Annotated in this window: 15 protein-coding genes; 9 read left to right on the forward strand and 6 right to left on the reverse strand. The window is 71.2% G+C overall.

The window, feature by feature from the left end; translation table 11 throughout:
- Positions 1 to 72 precede the first annotated feature (72 nt).
- Together NUG21_RS01075 and NUG21_RS01080 are read right to left on the reverse strand one after the other, a co-directional pair.
- Complete coding sequence (locus NUG21_RS01075) at positions 73 to 1,182, reverse strand: ribonuclease H-like domain-containing protein (protein ID WP_263392046.1); 1,110 nt, start codon at positions 1,180 to 1,182, stop codon at positions 73 to 75.
- Entirely contained in the window at positions 1,179 to 3,692 is a 2,514-nt protein-coding gene (locus tag NUG21_RS01080; protein WP_242081554.1) for a DEAD/DEAH box helicase, read from the reverse strand. Before NUG21_RS01080 ends, NUG21_RS01075 begins: the two co-directional genes overlap by 4 nt.
- A gap of 241 nt (positions 3,693 to 3,933) precedes the next feature.
- Between NUG21_RS01080 and NUG21_RS01085 the strand changes: the two genes are divergently transcribed.
- Both NUG21_RS01085 and NUG21_RS01090 read left to right on the forward strand, forming a co-directional pair.
- Positions 3,934 to 4,596, forward strand: coding sequence for a PAQR family membrane homeostasis protein TrhA (locus tag NUG21_RS01085; protein ID WP_184502824.1), 663 nt, complete (start codon positions 3,934 to 3,936; stop codon positions 4,594 to 4,596).
- Positions 4,597 to 4,651: 55 nt separating this feature from the next.
- The gene (locus tag NUG21_RS01090; protein WP_263392047.1) at positions 4,652 to 5,176 is read left to right on the forward strand and encodes a hypothetical protein; all 525 of its coding nucleotides are present in this window, start codon (positions 4,652 to 4,654) and stop codon (positions 5,174 to 5,176) included.
- Positions 5,177 to 5,211: 35 nt separating this feature from the next.
- Here NUG21_RS01090 and NUG21_RS01095 read toward each other — a convergent pair whose 3' ends face one another.
- The 3 genes from NUG21_RS01095 to NUG21_RS01105 form a co-directional block, all read right to left on the reverse strand.
- Positions 5,212 to 6,120: a hypothetical protein gene (locus NUG21_RS01095; protein WP_263392048.1), complete on the reverse strand. Its 909-nt coding sequence runs from the start codon at positions 6,118 to 6,120 to the stop codon at positions 5,212 to 5,214.
- Between the two features lie 53 nt (positions 6,121 to 6,173).
- Entirely contained in the window at positions 6,174 to 6,731 is a 558-nt protein-coding gene (locus NUG21_RS01100; RefSeq protein WP_019798002.1) for a lysozyme inhibitor LprI family protein, read from the reverse strand.
- Between the two features lie 98 nt (positions 6,732 to 6,829).
- On the reverse strand, positions 6,830 to 8,653 hold the full coding sequence (locus NUG21_RS01105) for a family 43 glycosylhydrolase (protein WP_263392049.1): 1,824 nt from the start codon (positions 8,651 to 8,653) through the stop codon (positions 6,830 to 6,832).
- Positions 8,654 to 8,810: 157 nt separating this feature from the next.
- Here NUG21_RS01105 and NUG21_RS01110 point away from each other — a divergent pair, with 157 nt between their 5' ends.
- From NUG21_RS01110 to NUG21_RS01140, 7 genes are all read left to right on the forward strand, one after another.
- Positions 8,811 to 9,716, forward strand: coding sequence for a DUF4424 family protein (locus NUG21_RS01110; protein ID WP_263392050.1), 906 nt, complete (start codon positions 8,811 to 8,813; stop codon positions 9,714 to 9,716).
- Positions 9,717 to 9,875: 159 nt separating this feature from the next.
- On the forward strand, positions 9,876 to 11,270 hold the full coding sequence (locus tag NUG21_RS01115; protein ID WP_263392051.1) for an MFS transporter: 1,395 nt from the start codon (positions 9,876 to 9,878) through the stop codon (positions 11,268 to 11,270).
- A 126-nt stretch (positions 11,271 to 11,396) separates the two neighbouring features.
- Positions 11,397 to 12,212 (forward strand): EcsC family protein, encoded by an 816-nt coding sequence (locus NUG21_RS01120; protein ID WP_263392052.1) that lies wholly within the window; start codon positions 11,397 to 11,399, stop codon positions 12,210 to 12,212.
- Positions 12,213 to 12,317: 105 nt separating this feature from the next.
- The gene (locus NUG21_RS01125) at positions 12,318 to 13,445 is read left to right on the forward strand and encodes an alpha/beta hydrolase (RefSeq protein WP_019797914.1); all 1,128 of its coding nucleotides are present in this window, start codon (positions 12,318 to 12,320) and stop codon (positions 13,443 to 13,445) included.
- A 99-nt stretch (positions 13,446 to 13,544) separates the two neighbouring features.
- A complete protein-coding gene (locus tag NUG21_RS01130; RefSeq protein ID WP_263392053.1) occupies positions 13,545 to 14,372 on the forward strand; it encodes an NYN domain-containing protein in 828 nt (275 codons plus the stop codon).
- A gap of 73 nt (positions 14,373 to 14,445) precedes the next feature.
- Positions 14,446 to 15,048, forward strand: coding sequence for a DUF938 domain-containing protein (locus NUG21_RS01135; RefSeq protein ID WP_160947923.1), 603 nt, complete (start codon positions 14,446 to 14,448; stop codon positions 15,046 to 15,048).
- A 196-nt stretch (positions 15,049 to 15,244) separates the two neighbouring features.
- Entirely contained in the window at positions 15,245 to 16,027 is a 783-nt protein-coding gene (locus NUG21_RS01140) for a hypothetical protein (RefSeq protein ID WP_160947922.1), read from the forward strand.
- 413 nt (positions 16,028 to 16,440) lie between these two features.
- On the opposite strand, the gene NUG21_RS01145 is transcribed toward NUG21_RS01140, so the two are convergent.
- Positions 16,441 to 20,166: an indolepyruvate ferredoxin oxidoreductase family protein gene (locus NUG21_RS01145; RefSeq protein ID WP_263392054.1), complete on the reverse strand. Its 3,726-nt coding sequence runs from the start codon at positions 20,164 to 20,166 to the stop codon at positions 16,441 to 16,443.
- Between the last annotated feature and the right edge of the window lie 32 nt (positions 20,167 to 20,198).

Below are 20,198 nucleotides of genomic sequence, written 5' to 3' on the forward strand. Positions count from 1 at the left end.
AGCGCGCGAGGCAGCATTCATGAGGTCGGCAAGGCGCCGCCCGCATGCCCAGGGACTACACCGGCCCAGCGACTACGCCGATGCGACCGCCGCCAGTGCGCGTTCCTCGGCCTCGGCGGCGACCAGGCGCTGCAGCAGCAGCGCCAGCGTGACCACGTCCTGATGGTTGTGCGCGGCGACGCGGCGCAGGTTGCGCGCGTTGCCGCCGCGCAGGTAGCCCAGCCACGCCGCCGGCGCTTCCGAGCCCGGCAGGTCGTCCTCGCGTACCACCCGCAGCAACTGCCGCTCGATGGTGGCGAGCTTGCAGTTCTCCCAGGTGCCGCGGTAACGGCGGCGGGTGGGATGCAGCAGGTCCACGTGGTCCAGCGCCGACAGCGGATCGGCGCAGCGCGCCAGCCGGTAGCGGGTCTTCAACAGCGGTGCGTCGTAGCAGCGGCCGTTGTAGCTGGACAGCACGGTGCCCGGCCGCAGCCAGGCGCGGAACGCTTCCAGCATCGCCTTCTCCGCGCCCATCGTGGCCATCAGCAACTGGCGGATGCGCAGGCCCGGGCCATCGGCCGGATGCACGGTCCAGTCGGCCGCGCCGATCATGAAGGCGCGCGTGCCGGTACCGCCTGCCAGGCCGGTGGTCTCGGTATCGAAGAACAGCAGGTCGGTGGGCTCCACCGCGTCCTCGCGCCGGGCGAAGGCCAGCGACAGCGCGCCGGTGGGGACCGGCTGCGGCAGGAACGCCTCGATCAGGTGCAGCCCGGGTGCGATCTCCACCCCGGGCAGGTGCCGGTCCGGTGCCGCCGCCGGCCTGCGCGCGGCCGCCGCCGCGGCGGGCGCGACGGCGCGCTCGCGCAGGCCGAGCAGGCGCCGCAGCGCGGACACATCGGTGCCACCGCGGTCGAACGGGGCGATGGCGATGGGCGGCGCCACGGCGGTATCGTTGCCGCCACCACGCGTGGGGGCGGGTGACGTGCGTGCGGCCGGCGGTGCAGTTGCCTGCGATGCGACCTCGCGAGGCTGCGCCGCGGCCTGCCTCGGCGCTTGCATGGACGTCGCCGCGGCAGTGTCTGCGCGCGGCGCGGCAGACGCGTCGGCCGCGATGCGATTGCCGGAGGACACCGGCGTGCGCTCGGCGCTGGCATCGCCGGCCTGTCGTCGCAGCGCGCGCAGGCGCTCCAGGCTGATGCTCATGCGCTCCACTCCGGCAGCGCGTCGGCGTCTGCGTCGGCGACGATCGTGGTCGCGCCGTGCGCGTCCAGCGCCGCGTCGTCCTCGCCGTCGAGCAGCAAGCGCAGCACGCGCAGCGCCAGGGCCCGGGGCGTGGTCGCGCTTTCCTCCTGCGCCGCCAGCACCGGGCCGACGCAGGCCGGGCAGCCGGCCACGCAGTCGCAGCCCTGCACCAGTTCGCGCGCACGCTGCACCAGCTCGGCCTGGCGCCGCCACAGCGGCTCGCTCAGGCCGACGCCGCCGGGGAAGTTGTCGTACAGGTACACGGTGGGCACGAACTGCTGCAGTTCGATGCTGGCCGGTTCGCCGCTGTCGCCGCCACGCAGCTGACCGCGGCCCTTGGCGTCGGCCACCGCGAACCAGGCGCCGTCGCCGTCGCCCACCGCCTGCTGCAGGTCGCGCGCATCGGCCATCACCGCCACCGTGGCCACCACGTGCAGGGCGTAGGCGGCGCCAAGGAAACCATCCAGCGCATCCTGCTTGCTGCCGAACGCCTTGAGCAGGGTGGCCTGCGGCAACTGCCACCACACCGCGGTGGTGTGCAGTTCCTGGTCGGGCAGGTTGACCGGGCCGTAGCCGATGTTCTCGTGGGTGTAATAGCGGATCTTCTTGTAGCCGGCCACGCGCCGCACCACGTGCACCTCGCCGTGGTGCGCGTCGCCGCGGCCGGCTGCGCCGCCGTCGAAGCGGTCCAGCACCTTGAGCTTGGTGAAGTCGATGCTGTCGGTGTAGTAGTCGACGTGGGTGCGGGTGACGTAGGCCTTGCGTCCTTCCCAGTCCAGCTTCTCCACCTGGTAGGGCGTGCTCTGCACCATGTGGATGGCGCCCTCGTACAGGGTCAGCGCCGCCGCGGAATAATCCACCTCGGCGATGATCTGCTGCTTGCCGTCGGTCTTGTCCACCACCACGAAGTTGCCGTCGGCCACCGAGCGCAGGCTCACCGCATTGGCCGGGTAGCTGTCGGCGATCCATTCCCAGCGGTCGCCTTCCTGGTGCACCACCTCGCTCTCGGCCAGCGCTTCCAGGAACACCGCCGGGTCCACCGGGCCGAACGCCTCGCCGGCGACGAAGGTCAGTTCGAACGCGGCGCAGCGGATGTGGTCGAACAGGATCAGCGGCTGGTCCGGGGCGATGCGGGCGTGCTCGGGCGAGGCGTCGGCGAAGAAGTCCGGGTGCCGCACCACGTACTGGTCCAGCGGCTGCGAACTGGCCACCAGCACGCCCAGCGCCGGCTGCTGGCGGCGCCCGGCACGACCGAAGCGCTGCCAGGTGGCGGCGACGCTGCCGGGGTAGCCGTTGAGCACCACCACGTCCAGCGCACCGATGTCCACGCCCAGCTCCAGCGCCGAGGTGGAGACGATGCCGTCGATGCTGCCGGCGCGCATCGCCCGCTCGGCCTCGCGGCGCTCGCTGGGCAGGTAGCCGCCGCGGTAGGCGCGGATGCGTGGCGGTTTGCGCGGGTCGTGGTCGAAGATGTCCTTCAGGTACTTGGTCAGCACCTCCACCATCAACCGCGTCTGCGCGAACACCAGGGTCTTGAGCCCGGACTTGATCGCGATGCGGGCGATGCGGTTGCTCTGCGAGCGTGCCGAGGCGCGCAGGCCCAGGTCGGCGTTGACCACCGGCGGGTTCCACAGCAGCACGTGCTTGTCGCCGCTGGGCGCGCCGGAGTCGGTGATGGCGTGCACGCGCTGCTCGATCAGCGCCTCGGCGTGCGCGCGCGGATTGCCGATGGTGGCCGAGCACAGGATGAATTGCGGCGTCACCCCGTAGAACGCGCAGATGCGCTTGAGCCGGCGCAGCACGTTGGCGACGTGGCTGCCGAACACGCCGCGGTAGGTGTGGATCTCGTCGATCACCACGTAGCGCAGGTTCTCGAAGAACTGCGCCCACTTGGTGTGATGCGGCAGGATCGCCTGATGCAGCATGTCCGGGTTGCTGACCACGATGTCGCCGTGCAGGCGGATCGCCTGGCGCGCATCGCCGGGGGTGTCGCCGTCGAAGGTGAAGGCCTTCACCCCGAGGTCGCCGGCGCGGTTGAGGTCCAGCAGCTCGGCCACCTGGTCCTGCGCCAGCGCCTTGGTCGGGAACAGGTACAGCGCCTTGGCCTGCGCGGTCATCGCCGCGGCCACCACCGGCAGCGTGTAGCACAGCGACTTGCCCGAGGCGGTGGGGGTGACGATGGCCACGTGCTCGCCGCGCTGCGCTGCGTCCCAGGCCTCGGCCTGGTGGCTGTACAGCTGCGCGATGCCGCGCTCGCGCAGTGCGGCGGCCAGCGCCGGCGGCACGTCGTCGGGGATCGGCGCATAGCGGCCGGCCTGGCCGGGGATGGTGAAGCTGCCGGTGATGCGGTCGTGGTAACGGCGCTCCAGCCGCGCGCTGAGCAGGGCGCCATCGCGCGAGGGCACCCCGTCGGTGGTGGACAGGGCGCGCTCGGCGTCCTCGGTGCGCGGGGCTAGGGCGTGGGCGGGCATCGGCACGGCTCTCAAAGTGGAACAGGGAAGCGAAATCGCGTCTCAGGGTATGAGACGGGGACCGCCGAGGCGAGGCGGGCAGGCTGAGCGGATTCAGGCGGGGCGGTTGCGTGAGTGCGGTTGGCCGCCTCGGTGCTGTGCCGCCGGGTGAGGTTGCTGCCGTTGCGTGGCATGCGTTGTCGCCACCGACAGGTATCCTGTCGTCCCCCTCGGCAACGGCGGCTCCTGTCGTCTATTTTCCTTGCCCGTGTCCGCTTCCCCGATTCCCCCGCACTACCGCACCGCTGCCGCCCGCCGCGCCGACCTGCTCGTGCACGCCGCCGGGCTGCTGCTGGCCGTGGTCGGCGGCGCGCTGCTGGTCTGGCGCGCCCATGCCAACGACGCGCTGATCGTGGCCACCAGCATCTACGCGCTGGGGCTGCTGACCATGTTCGCCTGCTCGGCGGCGTACAACTTCGCCCCGCCGCAGCGCCAGCCGGTGCTGCGCAAGCTCGACCACGCCGGTATCTTCGTGATGATCGCCGGCTCCTACACGCCGTTCTTCGTGCTGGCGCTGTCCGGCGCCTGGGTCTGGTCGATGACCCTGGCGGTGTGGGGCGTGGCGTTGTTCGGCGTATTCGCCAAGCTGTTCCTGCCCGGCATCGCCAAGGGCTTCTGGGTGGCGATCTACCTGCTGCTGGGCTGGGCCGGGATGGCCGCGGTCAAGCCGATCGTGGCCGGGCTGGACACGCCGGTGCTGTGGCTGATCGCCGCCGGCGGCGCGATCTACACGGTGGGCGTGGCCTTCTACGTGCGCAAGTCGATGCTCTACAACCGCGCCATTTGGCATGCGCACGTGCTGGGCGGCGCGCTGGCGCACTGGTGCGCGATCTGGCTGTGCCTGCGCCCGCTGTCGCCGACGTGAACGGCGGTGGCGACGCGCTAGAGAAGGCCGCGCCGCGTCCGTAAGCTCGGGCGCCATGGACAGCGTGGACACAACGGATCCGATCGGCCGGCGCCTGAGGGCCTTGCTGGCCGTCGCATTGCTGGCCGCATGCACCCAGGCGCAGGCGCAACAGGCCGCGCCTGCGACCGATGCCGCTGCGCCGCCCGCGGCATCCGTCGCCATGTCGCCACCGGCCACCGCTGCTGCCAAGGACGACATCCAGACACTCGGCGAAGTGCGCGCGCTGCCGCCGGACGAGAGCGAGCCGCTGGACCTGTACCGCTTCAAGAACCCGGTGACCCCACCGCCCAACCGCTTCGACAAGGATTGGCGGCCGCCGCCCTCGGTGGAGCAGGTCAGCCAGAGCGGCGGCTACATTGCGCTCGGCGTCTACTACCTGGCCGGCAAGGCGGCCAAGGGCCTGCACGCGCTGACCGGCGGCCCCGACCAGGTCCAGGCCGCCATCGCGCGGCCGCCACCGCAGCTGAGCGAGGCCGAGCTGCAACGCGCCATGAAGGTGTGCGCGGAACAGGGAGGGGGCTGCGCCGCGGGGGAGTGAGCGCCGCCGCGCAAGCGTCGCCCGGCTCGGCGACCTCAGTCGCAGGCCCAGTCCAATCGCAGGCCCTGGATGTCCAGTTGCGCGATGCCGCCGCCGAAGTTGTAGCCGCCGAAGGCCTCGTCGAACTCGATGTAGTACGGGCTGAAGTCGGGGATGCCCTGTATCGGGCGCATGGTGCCGCCGAGGTGGTTGATGGCGTGGCCGGCGGCCCAGTCGTGTTCGCGGTAGTGCTCGCGGCTGACCACGCCGTCCTGCCAGTAGTAGAACGGCTGATAGCCGCCGGGATCGGGCGCGTCGCCGAACGTCTCGCGCGGCGGCACCCCGGCATTGGGATCGTGCTCGCGCAGGCGCAGCCGCAGCGGACGATGCAGGGCGAAACGGTCCGGCGCCTGCGGCAGCGGCGCGCTGCGCGCGTCCCACGCCTCGCATACTGTCGCGCTTCCGACCTGCAGCCATTCCGGCGGCGGCGTCTGCTGCAGCAACGGGCTGTCCACCAGCGGCGGCGGCCGGCATGGCGCGCCATCCACCTCTTCCTGCCGCAGCAGGATCAGCGCATAGGCGCAGTCCAGAACGTCCTGCATGCGCCGCAGCCTCGGGTGAGCCTGCAGCGCGCGTTCGCGGAACGGTTGCAGTGCCGGGTCGGCCAGCGCCTGCGCGGGCGTGGCGATCGCGGCGTGCATCCCGTCCACTGTTCCGGCCGGGCCGCCGTCGTTATGGTCCGGCGCGGTGGCGAAGAACGACACCGCGACGATGTCCGGGCCGTGCACACGGTAGTCCGGTGGCAGCCGCAGGGTGAAGCCGTGCTGCATCGGATAGCCGCTCCAAGGATCCAGCGGCCATTGCGCCGCGGCGATGCCCGGCGGCAGGCCGAAGCACCAGCCGTCGCTGTCGGGGACGGGCGCCCCGCCGTGCCAGTCTCCGGGTTCGATGTCGTAGGCGTGCACGGGTGTCCTCGAAGGATCGCAGGGTGTCGTGGAGGGTCGATGCGAACGTGCCCTCAACGCCCGCCGCGCGTATAGCCTTCCAGTTCGTCGGCGCGGGAGCTGATCCGGCGCAGGGTGGCCTCGGCGCTTTGCAGGGCCGCGTCCTGGCCGCGGGCGCCGAGCGCGCGGTCGAGGTTTGCGGCCTGTTCGTTGGACTGCTGCCAGGTGTACTGCGCATCCATCAGCCGGGAACGGTCCATGCCGCTGAGGCGGTAGCGCAGTTTGTCGTAGGCGCGGTCCAGTCGCTCCTGCTGCACGCGCTGTTCGCGCTGGATGCAGCGGCGGCTCTCGTCCAGGCCTTGTGCCTGCTTGCGGCAGTCGTGGTAGGTGGCGGACAGGCCATCGCTCGGTGCACCGGGTTCGGCGCCGGCCGGCGGCATCTGTTGCAGTTGCTGCTGCATCTGCTGGATCTGCTCGGCCTGCTGCTGCAGCAGGCGCTGCTGTTGCTGCAGTTGCGCGTCGCGCGGGTCCATTTGCTGCGCGGCGGCGTTGCCGCACACGGCGGCGACCATCGCGGCGATCAGCCATGCGCGCAGCCGGCGCTGGCCCTGGGTTCCCTGGTGCTGGTGCATCGTCCTTCTCCTTCGATCGGCAACCGATCCTGCCGCGCGCCGCATCGCCGGTGCGCGGTCGAGGTGGCGCCAAGCATACGGGAAGGGCGGTGATGGCTTCATGGCACGGCGATGGGCGCGCTCAGCGGGGAAACACCGCGCTCGTCGAAGGCTTCGACGGCGAACACGTAGTCTTGGTCGACGTTGAGCGCGCGGATCTCCAGGTCGGTGCCGCGGTCGGCGAACACCTGGTAGGCGAGGGTGAGGCGATCGGCGCGCAGGCCCCAGCGCACGTTGTAGCCGACGGCGCCGGGCACGGCCTGCCAGTGCACGCGGGCGTTGCGGCGGTCGGCATCGCGGTGCGCGGCGACACCGGTCGGCGCCGGTGGCGGGGCACCGTCGGCGTTGCCGAACACGCGCAGCTCGCTGATCGCCAGGTGGGCGGCGCCGACGTGGCCGTGCACGTAGCGGATGTAGCGGGTGCGCACCGGTTCGGGCAACTGCAGGTAGGCGTTGGGCCGGTCGCGGCGGTCGGCGCCGTCGCCGACCTCGGCCAGCGGCAGCCAGTGGCGGCCGTCGCGCGAGTGCTGCAGCCGGAACGCGGTGTAGATGTCCGCCGCATCGCCGTAGCGGCCGGCGCGGTAGTCGGCGAAGTTGACTTGCACCGCGCGTACGCTGCGCTTCCCGCCCAGGTCGACGGTGAGGGTCTCGCCGGGCGCGTTGCGCGCAGCCACCCAGTCGCTGCGCGGGTCCTCGTCGGTGGCACGGCCGGCGGCGAAACCGTCCAGGGTCGACGAGGCGCTGGCCGGCTTGCGGTAGGACAGCAGCATCCAGCCGGTGAACAGCGCCTCGGGGTCGTCTACCGGGCCTTCCGGCATCCAGTGCGGGAAATCGCCGAAGCGGGTGGACACGCGCATCTGCCCGTCGGCGGCGAACGCGGCGGGAAACAGCACGATGCGCCGTTCGAAGGTCCAGTTGGCGCCGATCCAGGCGGTGCCGCTGTTCCACCAGTTGCCGTGCGCGTCCTGAAACGTGGAGCCGTGGCCGGCGCCCTGCATGAAGCCGCCGGGCTTGTACGCCACCGGGTTGTACGCCGCATAGACGAACGGGCCGAGCGGGTGCTCGCCGACGTACACGCCGGTGGCATAGGCGTTGTACTCGCTGCCCGGCGCGCCGTACTGCAGGTAGTAGCGGCCGCCGGTCTTGGTCATCCACGCGCCTTCCAGATAGCTGCCGATCGGGCTGCCGTCGGGGAAGCGGGCGCCGCGGTGGTCGGATCCGAAGCGCTCCCAGCCGTGCTGCGCCGGTTCCAGCGCGAGCAGCGGCGTCGGCGCGCCGCGGAAGACGAAGCCCTGCGCGCTGCGGTCCATGGCGATGCCGTACAGCGGGTAGCGGTCCGACGAGCCCCAGTACAGGTACCACTGGCCGTCGTCGTCGATGAACAGATCCGGGTCCCAGGGGCCGGGCGGCACGTCGCTGAGCGGGCGGCCCTTCATCTCGGTGCCGATCGGCTGGGCGCGCGGCAGCTTCGGCAGCAGCCGGGTCAGGAAGTCGAGCGTGCCGCTGGCCGGGTCGCGGGTCTGCAGCAGCGGGCGCGGTTCGAAGGCCGACTGCATGATCACCAGACGGTCGCCGTCGGCGACCACCGCCGGCGCGACGATGCTCTCGAATGGCCAACGGCTGGGCGTGACGAACTGCCAGTCGAGCAGGTTGCTGGAGCGCCAGTAGCCGTCGGCCAGGGTCTGGAACAGGTAGTAGGCATCGCCGAAGCGCACGAACACCGGGTCGGCGCCGGTGCGATAGGAGATGCCGTCGTTGAGTTGTTCGAAGTTGTAGCGGTAGTCCAGGTCGATCGGGTTGGCGTAGCTGCGTGCGCCCGGCGCCTGCGCCGCGGCCAGCCCGGCGGTCGCCAGCAGCGCCAGCGGTGCGAATGCTCTGAACATGGCGGTGGCCTTCCCCCGTGGCGGCGCCGGCTACCGTAGCAAAGGGGGCGGCGGGGTGCGATGCGGCCGCCCGTGTCGCCGCGGTTACCATGGCGCCCGCCCATTGCCCGGTGCCACGCACCGACCGCTGCGCCCGTCTCGCCAACCGCCCACTGCCATGATCGCCAACGTCTCGCCGCGCCGCCTGTTGCCCCTGCTGCTGTCGCCCTTGCTGTTTGCCGCTGCCGCCTTCGCCAACGACAGCAGCATCGGCGACGCCAATGGCTCCATCGAACTGATCCGCCAACCGGACATCCGCATGAGCAAGGAAGACCTGTTCATCAGCGAGGAGCGGGTGCAGGTCGACTACGTGTTCACCAACACCAGCGCGCGCGACCTGGTTGTGCCGATCGCCTTCCCGATGCCGCCCATGTACTTCGGCATGGCCGACCACAGCGCGCTCACCGACTTCACGCTGTGGGTGGACGGCAAGCCGGTGCGCACTGAGCGCCGGCTGGTGGCGAAGCTGGACGGCAACGACATCTCCCGCGCGTGGGCGGCCAGCGGCTGGACGCCGGACGACCTGGCCGAGTACGTCGAGGGCGGCACCGTCCCGGCCGGCCGCAAGCCGCTGCCCGCGCGCTGGTTCGACGCGGACGGGCAGCCGCGCTTCACCCTCAGCGAGTACTTCGTCTGGCAGCAGCGCTTCCCCGCCGGCGGCGCGGTGGCGATCCGCCACCGCTACGTGCCCAGCGTCGCCACCGGCGTGCCGATGCCGGCCAGCGACCTGATCGGCGAGTACGCCAAGCGCACCTGCCTGGACGCTGCCATGCAGCAGCGCATGCGCCGCCGTGCCGGCGCCGACGGCCTGCAGTGGAGCAACCTGCGCTATGTGCTGCGCACCGGCGCCAACTGGAAGGGGCCGATCCAGGATTTCCACCTGACCCTGAAGAAGCGCGCGCCGGGCGACCTGCTCAGCCTGTGCTTCGACGGTGAGCTGCAGCGCACCGATGCCCTGACGTTCGAGTTCCGCCAGCGCGACTTCGTGCCCGACCGCGACCTGGACATCCTGTTCCTGCGCTGAGCGGCGGCGGGCGCCCGCCGCGGCCGGACCCACCGAAGCCGACATCCTGCTGAACGCCGAAGCGGCGCGGTCGGCAGTTTTCGCCCGACACGGTGGCGCGCGTGCCGCTGGATCGGGCAGCATGCGCCGGCGCGTTTCCTCGCCCCAGGACTTGCCCGCATGCGCGATGCCGCCGTTGCCGTTTCCGATCCCGTCGCCCTGGTCGCGGCGCGCCTGGAACGCCTGCCGCCGACCCGGAGCCTGTGGCGGCTGGTCGCGCTGCTGGCGCTGGGCGGTTTCTTCGAACTGTACGACCTGTTCCAGACCGCCTATCTCAGCCCCGGCCTGCTGCGCGACGGCGTGTTCGCCGAGGGTGCGGCCGGCGTGTTCGGCATCGCCGACCAGGCCGCGTTCGCCTCGGCGACGTTCCTGGGCCTGTTCCTCGGCGCGAGCCTGCTCAGCCCGCTGGTCGATCGTTTCGGGCGCCGCGCGGTGTTCTCCTTTGCCCTGCTCTGGTACAGCGTGGCCACGGTGGCGATGGGCCTGCAGCACAGCGCGCTGGGGGTGATCCTGTGGCGCGGCGTGGTCGGCATCGGCCTGGGCATCGAATTGGTCACCATCGACACCTACCTGTCGGAGATGGTGCCGCGGCAGATGCGCGGAGCCGCGTTCGCGCTGGCCTTCTGCGTGCAGTTCCTGGCGGTACCGGCGGTGGCGTTGAGCGCCTGGGCGCTGGTGCCGCACGCGCCGTTGGGCCTGAGCGGCTGGCGCTGGGTGGCGCTGCTCAGCGGCGGCTTCGCGCTGGCGGTGTGGTGGCTGCGCAGCCGCCTGCCGGAATCGCCGCGCTGGCTGGCCACGCAGGGCCGGCATGCCGAGGCCGACGCGGTGCTGCAGCGGCTGGAGGCGCGCTGCGCCGCCGACCTGGGGCAGCCGTTGCCGGCACCGGCGCCGACATCGGCAACGCCAGTGCCGACGCCGCAGCTGTCCGCGCTGTGGCAGCCTCCGTACCGGCGGCGCATGGCGATGCTGGTGAGCTTCCACATCTTCCAGGCGATCGGTTTCTTCGGCTTCGGCAACTGGCTGCCGGCGCTGCTGGCGCGGCAGGGCGCCGACAGCGTGCACGGGCTCGGCTATGCCTTCGCGATCTCGCTGGCCTATCCGCTGGCGCCGCTGTTGCTGGTGGGCGTGGCGCAGCGCTGGGAGAACAAGTGGCAGGTGGTGGTGTCGGCCCTGGGCGCGGTGCTGTTCGGCCTGCTGTTCGCCTGGCAGCAGCAGCCGCTGCTGCTGATCGCCTGCGGCGCGGCGGTGACCTTCTGCAATGCCTGGATGAGCTTCGCCTACCACGGCTACCAGGCCGAGCTGTTCCCCACCGCGCTGCGCGCCCGCGCGGTGGGCTTCTGCTATTCCTTCAGCCGCCTGTCCACCGCTGCCAGCAGCCTGCTGATCGGCGTGCTGCTGGACCGCGCCGGCCACCGCGGCGTGCTCGGCTTCATCGCCGCCAGCCTGGTGCTGGCCGCCGCGGTGGTGGGCCGGTTCGGACCGCGCACCCACCAGCGCGCGCTGGAGCGGATCTAGGGCCTGTCAGCACCTCCTGCGCAGGCACGGCCGGTTCCTGAACGTCCCGCACCGGTCATCGGGCCTCGACACCATGCCGCCGCGGCCCGGTGCATGCTGTCGCCTCCCTCGCCACGAGCTTCGGCCATGACCTCGCTATTGCCCGTCCCCGTGATGGATGCCGACGACCACCGCGACCTGGCCCAGGCGCGCGCGCTGCTGGAACACCCGGGCCTGGCGGCGAAGATCGCCAATGCGGTGGGCGCACCGATCGAAGCGCTGATCAGCAAGCGCATGCCGAAGATGCTGTCCTCGCGCCTCGATGCGGTCAGCCAGCGTGCGCTGCGGGTGGCGCTGCGCTCGGCGCTGCTGACCCTGCGTGGGCAGGCGCCGGAACGCGCGCGGCCGCGCCTGCACGGCGCCGCGGTGGCGGCGACCGGCGCCGCCGGCGGCTTCTTCGGCCTGCCCGGGCTGGTGGTGGAACTGCCGTTGACCACCACCCTGATGCTGCGCTCCATCGCCGACATCGCCCGCGCCGAGGGCGAGCGCCTGGACGACCCGGCCACCGCGCTGGCCTGCCTGGAGGTGCTGGCGCACGGCGGCCGCAGCCAGCGCGACGATGGCAGCGAATCGGGCTACTTCGCGGTGCGTGCGGCGATGGCGCAGCAACTCAGCGCCGCCGCACAGTACATCGCCGCGCATGGGCTGGGCAGCAAGGGCGCACCGGTGCTGGTGTCGCTGCTGTCGCGCATCGCCGCCAAGTTTTCGGTCACGGTCAGCGAGAAGCTGGCGGCGCAGGCGGTGCCGCTGGTGGGCGCGGCCAGCGGCGCGCTGCTCAACACCGTGTTCATCGCCCACTTCCAGGCGATGGCGCGTGGCCACTTCACCGTGCGCCGGCTGGAACGCCGCTACGGCGAGGCCGCGGTGCGCCAGGCCTACGAGGCGTTGCCCGCGTCGCCCTAGTCGCATCGGCCAAGCGGCGGGATCGTGCAAAGTCGCGCGTGCGCCGCCCCGCTATCCTCGGCGATCGATCGATGCCGTGGAGGGCACCTGGACGTGATGGGAGCGATGTACAGACAAGGGGCGCGCCTGCTGGCGCTGATCGCGGGCGTGACCCCGCTGGCGTCGCGGGCCACGGACGCCGCACCGCCGCACGATGGCGTGCGGCACATGCCGACGTTCAATCTGCCGTTGTCGCCCTTCCTCAGTCCACAGGCGCAGGCGGCCGCGCGCAAGGACATGGCGCAGGGCGACCCGCTGGCGAAGATGGATAACGCCACGCTGCGCCGTGAGTTGCCGCGCATCCGCGCGGAGACCGAGGCCTGGGCCAAGACCGTGGTGGATCCGCTGCGCGAGCGCTACGGGGTGACGTTGCAGCGGACCACCTGGGACGGCGTGCCGGTGACCCTGGTGCAGCCGCGCGATGCCTCGCCGGCGCAGCGCCAGCGGCTGCTGATCGAATTGCATGGCGGTGCCTTCGTCATGGGCAGCGCGGCCTCGTTCGGCATGATGGAGGCGATCCCGGTGGCGGCGATGACCGGCGTCACCGTGGTCAGCGTCGACTACCGGCAAGGCCCGGAACACCGCTTCCCTGCGGCCAGCGAAGACGTGGCCACGGTCTATCGCGCCGCGCTCAAGCGCTACGCGCCGCAGCACATCGGCCTGTTCGGCTGCTCGGCCGGTGGCGTGCTGACCGGCGAGTCGCTGGCCTGGTTCGCCAAAGAGAAACTGCCGATGCCCGCGGCGGCCGGCATGTTCTGCGCCGGCGGCGATGCGCGCTACCGCGGCGATTCGCGCTACGTGGTGGCGGCGGTGAACGACGCACCGCTGCCCGATGCGCAGGGTGCGCTGCCGATCATGGAAGACCTGTACTACGGCGAGGGCGTGGACTTCCACGATCCGCTGGTGTCGCCGGTGTTCTCCGACGCGGTGCTGGCGCAGTTCCCGCCGCTGCTGTTCATCACCGGCACGCGCGCGGCGGAACTGAGCAATGTCGCCTACACCCACACACGGCTGGTCGATCTGGGCCGCGAGGCGGACCTGCACGTGTGGGACGGCATGGGTCACGCGTTCCATCTGAACACCGCATTGCCGGAAAGCCAGCAGGCGCTGCGGGTGATCGCGCGCTTCTTCCGCCGGCATCTGGATCTGCCGCCGTTGCCGGCAGCGGCGCCGGTGGCCGCAGCGCAGGACTGACCAACGCCTCGCGACTGGCCGTCGCCGCGTGGCGGTGGCACAGTGGCGGCCGCTGCCCTGCGGCCGCCTTCGTCCCCGTTTTCTGCCAGGTGCCCCGCCATGAAAACCCGCCACCGTTCCGACAGCGACGACGACCAGCCGCGGCTGGCGGTGCTGATCGACGCCGACAATGCGCAGCCATCGGTGATCGAAGGCCTGCTTGCCGAGGTCGCCAAGTACGGCCTGGCCAGCGTCAAGCGCATCTACGGCGATTTCACCAGCACGCGCATGACCCAGTGGAAGCAGGCCCTGCTGAAGCACTCGATCAGCCCGGTGCAGCAGTTCGCCTACACCAGCGGCAAGAACGCCACCGACAGCTCGCTGATCATCGACGCGATGGACCTGCTCTACACCGGCCGCTTCGACGGCTTCTGCCTGGTCTCCAGCGACAGCGACTTCACCCGCCTGGCGCAGCGCCTGCGCGAGGAGGGGCCGACGGTGTATGGGTTCGGCGAGCGCAAGACCCCGGATGCGTTCGTGCAGGCCTGCGACAAGTTCATCTACACCGAAGTGCTGCGCAGCGAGGCCAATGCCGCCGAGCCGGCCAAGCCCGCTGCCGCGGCCGCCAAGCCGGCGGCCAAGGGCCGCAAGAAGCCCGCCGCGACGCCGGCCAAGCCCGAGCCGGCGCCGGTGCCGACCGAGACCAAGGCCGCGCCGCCACTGACCCTGCTGCGGCAGGCGATCGAGGAAGCCTCCGACGACCAGGGCTGGGCCGGACTCGGCAGCGTCGGCAGCTACCTGAACAAGGTGCGGCCGGATTTCGATCCGCGCCTGTACGGGCACAAGAAGCTCAGCGACCTGCTGCGCCGGCTGTCGTCGCACTTCGAACTGGAGGAGCGCGGCAACGAAGGCGGCGGCAAGCGCATCTTCGTGCGCTCGCGCGGATGAGCCGCCTGTCGCTACCGCACGCGCCGCGGTGTGGCGCCGCGGCATTGCCCGGCGCATCCAGGTGCACGACACGATGAGCGATCGACCCTACGCCCCGTCCTGCGACCGCAACCGCGATCCGATCCTGCAGGTGCTGCAGCGCCAGTTCGCCGACCGCCGCCGCGTGCTGGAGATCGGCAGCGGCACCGGCCAGCACGCGGTGTATTTCGCCGCGGCGCTGCCGCAGCTGACCTGGCAATGCAGTGAGCGTGCCGAGCACCTGCCCGGCATCGCGCAGTGGCTGGAGGCGGCGGCGCTGCCGAACACGCCGCCGGCGCTGGCGCTGGACGTGCGCGAAGGGCTGTGGCCGTGCGATGGCTACGATGCGGTGTTCACCGCGAACACCTTGCACATCATGGGCTGGGACGCGGTGCAGGCGTTCTTCGCCGGCGTCGGCCCGCTGTTGGCGAACAGCGCCGATGGCGTGCTGGCAGTGTACGGGCCGTTCAACGATGGCGGCGCCTTCACCAGCGACAGCAACCGCGATTTCGATGCGTGGCTGAAGGCGCGCGACCCGGCGAGCGGCATCCGCGATGCCGAGGCGGTGGATGCGCTGGCGCAGGCGCAGGGCCTGGTGCTGCAGGAAGACGTGGCGATGCCCGCCAACAACCGCTGCCTGGTCTGGCGCCGGGGCTAGGCGTGGCCGACCAGCGCGCGATCGACTTGTCGGCCGCGCGTTGCGTCCAGGTGACGAAGACGCGTCGTTCCCCTCATGACGGTTTCACCGTGGTGCCACGGCGGATTCACCGCGCGCTTGCGACTGTGCGACGACACCCGCCGCCGCCGAACGTGCCCGCGGCCGGTGCTTCCTTCCTTCGCCACGGAGCGTTCCCATGGACAACAACGACAAAGCCCGCGATCTCAATCGCGACCCGATTTCCGGCACCCCGGGCTCGCATCCGGTCGGGGTCGGCATCGGCGGCACCGCCGGCGGCGTGGCCGCGGGCGCACTGGCCGGCACCGTATTCGGGCCGCTCGGCACCTTGATCGGCGCAGCGGTGGGCGTGGTTGCCGGCGCGGCCGCGGGCAAGGGCGTGGCCGAGCGCATCGACCCCACCGGCGAGGACGCCTACTGGCGCGAGGAATACCGCAACCGCGACTACGCCAAGGCCGATTACGACTACGACCGCGACTACGCCGCGGCCTACGGCCTGGGCCTGCAGGCGCGCGAGCAGTATCCCTCGCGCACCTGGGACGAACACGAGCGCGAACTGTCGCACGACTGGGGCAAGCGCCGCGGCGACTCGCGCCTGGAGTGGGACGAGGCGCGACTGGCCGCGCGCGACTCCTGGGAGCGCGCCGATGCCACCTACCGCACCTACGAGGACAGCGACCGCTACTACGCCGAGCGCTTCGACACCGTGGACTACCGCGGCACCGACAGCAGCTACGACGACTACCGCCCGGCCTACCGCTATGGCGTGCAGGCGCGCAGCCGCTACCGCGATCGCGTCTGGGACGACCGCCTGGAATCGGATCTGGAAAGCGGCTGGGAGCGCGTCAAGGACCGCTCGCGGCTGAGCTGGGCGCAGGCCAAGGCCGCCGTGCGCGAAGCCTTCGATTCGGATCGCTACGATCGCCCCGGCCGCGGCAATCCGCCCGATCCGCGGGTCTGATGTCGCCGCGCGTTCGATCGGGTTGCCGCCAGCGGCGCCCGATTGAATTGCGCCTTCCGTCGGCGCAGCGTCCGCATATGCGTGGCCGCTGCGCCGTATGTGGGAGTGTTTTCTGTGGGAGGGACTTCAGTCCCGACGCGCAGTGTTTCCGATACCCGAGAATCAGGGCCACGCTACGACCTTGCCACACGGGCAGTGATCCAAAGATGTTCCCCGGAAGTCATTCGGCAGTCCGGCGTGATGACGACATCCGAGGTCGCGGCTGAAGCCGCTCCTACGCAAAGCGGATAATGGTGTTGTAGGAGCGGCTTCAGCCGCGACGCTATTTACGCCGCACACCAAGCATCCCGCGGCCTGCGTCATCGCCACGACCGGCACCGCCACCCACGGCGATGCCGACGTGACTGGCTGCCTCAGGCCGCCTGCACGATATGCAGCGCCTTGGGATTGCGCCAAGTCGCCAGCAGCCGCGCTTCGCGCTGCTTGGCGTCGTGCAGGTGCGCTTCCTTGACGTGGCCGTAGCCGCGGATGTGCTCCGGGATGCTGGCGATCTGCACCGCCAGCCCCAGGTTGTCCGCCTGCAGCCGCTGCAGCAGTTCGTCCACGGTGGCGACGTAGTCGGCGATCAACTGCCGTTCGCCGCGCCGCTCGGCACTGTAGCCGAACACGTCGAAGGCACCGCCGCGCAGGCGGCGCAGCTTGGCCAGCCACTTGAACGCGGTGAACATCCACGGGCCGTATTCGCGCTTGCGCAGCCGGCCCTGCGCGTCCTTCTTCGCCAACAGCGGCGGCGCCAGGTGGAAGCGCAGCCGGTAGTCGCCCTCGAACTGCGCCTGCACCTGCTGCGCGAACGCGCCGCTGGTGTACAGCCGCGCCACTTCGTACTCGTCCTTGTAGGCCATCAGCTTGAACGCATAACGCGCCACCGCTTCGGTCAGCGCAGTCGAGGCAGGGGCCACGCGCTGCTCGGCGGCGCGCACGCGCTCCACCAGCGCGCTGTAGCGTGCGGCGTAGGCGGCGTCCTGGTAGTCGACCAGGAAGGCATGGCGGCGCGCGGTCAGCTCGTGCAGCGAGCGCGACAGGCGGCTGTCGTCCAGCGGCGCGTGGCCGGTGTCGTCGCCGTTGTCGGCGGCGGCCGGCAGCTCGCGCGCCGGACGCGGATTGGGCGGATTGCGCGGCGCGGCGCTGGCGCCGGCCTCGTGGCCTTCCCACTCGCCCGGCGGCAGTTGCTGCAGGCCCAGCGCCTGGCGTTCGCGTTCGTCCGCGGCCGCATCGGTGAGGCCGGCCGCGCGTCGCACCGCGGGCAGGTCCAGCGCCGCCAGGCGGCCCCAGGCGAACGCCTGCTGGTTCATCGCCACCGCCGCGCCGTTGAGTTCGATCGCGCGCATCAGCGCCGCGTGCGACAGCGGCACCAGGCCCTGCTGCCAGGCGTAGCCGAGCATGAACAGGTTGCTGGCGATGGCGTCGCCGAGCAGCGCGGTTGCCAGTTGCGTGGCGTCGAGCAGCAGCGGGTCGCGCCCGCCCAGCGCCAGGCGCACGCCGGCGATGATCTCGGCGGCGGGGAACTGCATGTCCGGATGCGTGGTGAAGGTGCCGGGCATCGCCTCGTAGCTGTTGAGCACCACCTGCGAGCGGTCGCCACGCACCTTGGACAGCGCCCAATAGTCGTTGACCACCACCATGTCGCAGCCCAGCACCAGGTCGGCCTCGCCGGCGGCGATGCGCACCGCGTGCAGGTCCTCCGGCTGCCGCGCGATGCGGATATGCGTGGTGACCGCGCCGCCCTTCTGCGCCAGGCCGGTCTGGTCGAGCACGCTGGCGCCCTTGCCCTCCAGGTGCCCGGCCATGCCCAGCAGCGCGCCGATGGTGACCACGCCGGTGCCGCCGACGCCGGTGATGAGGATGTTCCAGGGCTGGCGCAGGTCGCTGCGGAAGCTTGGCGCCGGCAGCTGCTCCAGCAGCGCCGCGGCCTCGGCCTTGCGGCCCTTGCGCGGCTGCCCGCCGTGCACGGTGACGAAGCTGGGGCAGAACCCGGACACGCAGGAATAGTCCTTGTTGCAGCTGGACTGGTCGATCTGGCGCTTGCGCCCGTACTCGGTCTCCTTCGGCAGCACCGACACGCAGAAGCTCTTCTCGCCGCAGTCGCCGCAGCCTTCGCACACCAGCGAGTTGACCAGCACGCGCTTGGGCGGATCGGGCAGCTTGCCGCGCTTGCGCCGGCGCCGCTTCTCGGTGGCGCAGGTCTGGTCGTAGATCAGCACGCTGGTGCCCTTGACCTCGCGCAGGCGCCGCTGCACCGCGTCCAACTCGCTGCGGTCGTGGAAGTCCACGTCGCTGGGGAACAGTTCGCGGCGCCGCGTCCACTTGCCGATGTCGTCGCTGACCAGGGCGATGGTGTGCACGCCTTCGGCACGCATCTGCCGGGCGATGTCGGGCACGCTGAGGGTGCCGTCCACCGGCTGCCCGCCGGTCATCGCCACCGCATCGTTGTAGAGGATCTTGTAGGTGATGTTGACGCCGGCAGCGATCGACTGGCGGATCGCCAGCGAGCCGCTGTGGAAATAGGTGCCGTCGCCCAGGTTCTGGAACACGTGCGGGGTGTCGGTGAACGGCGCCTGCCCGGCCCAGGTGACGCCTTCGCCGCCCATGTGGGTGAAGGTGTCGGTGGCGCGGTCCATCCACGTCACCATGTAGTGGCAGCCGATGCCGGCCATCGCCCGCGACCCCTCCGGCACCACCGTGGAGGTGTTGTGCGGGCAGCCGGAGCAGTAGTGCGGCACACGCGGGAAGTTGGCGCGCGGCAGCGCCATTTCCGCTTCCTTGGCCTCCATCCAGCGCAGCCGCTGCTCGATCGACGCGGTGTCGAGCGCAGCGGACTGCGGCAGGCGCAGGATGCGCTTGCCGATCACCCCGGCGATGGTCGCCGGGGTCAGTTCGCCGGTGGACGGCAGGATCCATTCGCCGGCCTCGTCGTACTTGCCGACGATGCTCGGGCGCGGGCCGGCGCTGGCCGGCCAGTTGTAGAACTGCTCCTTCATCTGCCGCTCGATGAAGGCCTTCTTCTCCTCCACCACGACGATGTCCTGCAGCCCGCGCGCGAACGCGGCGATGCCCAGCGGCTCCAGCGGCCAGGTCATGCCGACCTTGTACACGCGGATGCCGATGCGCGCGCAGGCGTCCGCATCCAGGCCCAGGTATTCCAGCGCCTGCAGCACGTCCAGGTAGCTCTTGCCGGTGGTGACGATGCCCAGCCGCGCCTGCGGCGCGTCCATCACCGTGCGGTCGATGCCGTTGGCGCGGGCGAAGGCCTGCGCGGCGCGCACCGCATAACGGTGCAGGCGCATCTCCTGGTCCAGCGGCGGATCCGGCCAGCGGATGTTGAGGCCGCCCGGCGGCAGTTCGAAATCCTCCGGCAGCACGATCTGCCGCGCGAACGGATCCACCTGCACCGAGGCCGAGGATTCCACCGTCTCGGCGATGGTCTTGAAGCCGATCCAGCGCCCGGTGTAGCGGCTCATCGCCCAGCCGAGCAGGCCCATGTCGAGGATGTCCTGCACGCCGGCTGGATTGAGCACCGGCATCATCGCGCTGACGAACTCGTCCTCCGAGCCGTGCGGCAGGGTCGAGCTGCGGCAGGCATGGTCGTCGGCGGCCAGCGCCAGCACGCCGCCGTGGCGCGAGGTGCCGGCGGCGTTGCCGTGCTTGAACACGTCGCCGCAGCGGTCCACGCCCGGGCCCTTGCCGTACCACATGGCGTACACGCCATCCACGCGCGCGCCGGGGAAGAGATTGGTCTGCTGCGTGCCCCAGACCATGGTCGCGCCCAGGTCCTCGTTGAGCCCGGGCTTGAACACCACGTTGGCCGCGTCCAGGTGCTTGCGCGCGCGCCACAGTTCCAGGTCGAACCCGCCCAGCGGGCTGCCGCGGTAGCCGCTGACGAAGCCGCCGGTGTTCAGCCCGGCGGCGCGGTCGCGCAGTTGCTGCATCAATGGCAGCCGTACCAGCGCCTGCACGCCGGACAGATAGATGCGGCCATCGGTGCGGGTGTACTTGTCTTCCAGCGTATAGCCGGTATCCACGCCGTCGGCAGCCGCTGCGGCGAGGGAGGACGACGGACGCGGATCGGCGATGCGGTTCATGGCTTGCCCGGAAATGGAAGGCTGGCGGGCGC

This window comes from Xanthomonas sp. CFBP 8445, assembly GCF_025666235.1.
GTDB classification, from domain to species: Bacteria; Pseudomonadota; Gammaproteobacteria; order Xanthomonadales; family Xanthomonadaceae; genus Xanthomonas_A; species Xanthomonas_A indica.